Here is a 509-nt window from a genome sequence, read left to right as displayed (position 1 = left end):
TTTTTATTAAAAAAAGAAATAATGGTATAATAAAAAGTATAAATACATACCCATTTGCTGAATATTTTATATCATCATGTGATCCTCCAATATATACTACAATTGAAGCAATAACTCCAAATAATATAATAAATATTAATATATTTATTGCATTATTATCATATATATATCTTTTTTTAATAGCAATTACTATTATTATTAATAATCCTATAATTAGATAAGGTAAAGAATCATAAAAAGTATAAGTATTAATATAATAAAATAATTTAGAAAGTGAAAATAAATGAATTCCTGTTCTTCCAGTTGATGAAAATAGCATACTAAAAAACTTACTATACAATAATTGAGACACTATTAAACCTAGGTTAAATATTATACAATAATATACTAAAGTTCTTATAGTAATTTTAAAAAAACTACAATGTTCATTTTTTAATAAACCTAAAACATAATATAAAAATAGTATAAATGATAAAACTAAAATAAATAGTAAAGAAGAAGATAGTATC

At 17.9% G+C, this 509-nt stretch carries 1 protein-coding gene; it reads right to left on the bottom strand.

What is annotated here, in order from left to right:
• Positions 1-352: hypothetical protein (locus tag GQX97_RS14680; RefSeq protein ID WP_157152394.1), on the bottom strand; the 352-nt coding region annotated here is incomplete at its 3' end.
• Between the last annotated feature and the right edge of the window lie 157 nt (positions 353-509).

This window comes from Brachyspira sp. SAP_772, from assembly GCF_009755885.1.
Lineage (GTDB): Bacteria > Spirochaetota > Brachyspiria > Brachyspirales > Brachyspiraceae > Brachyspira.
The sequence above is the reverse complement of the archived record's forward strand: the minus strand, read 5'-3'. Positions and strand labels throughout refer to the sequence as shown.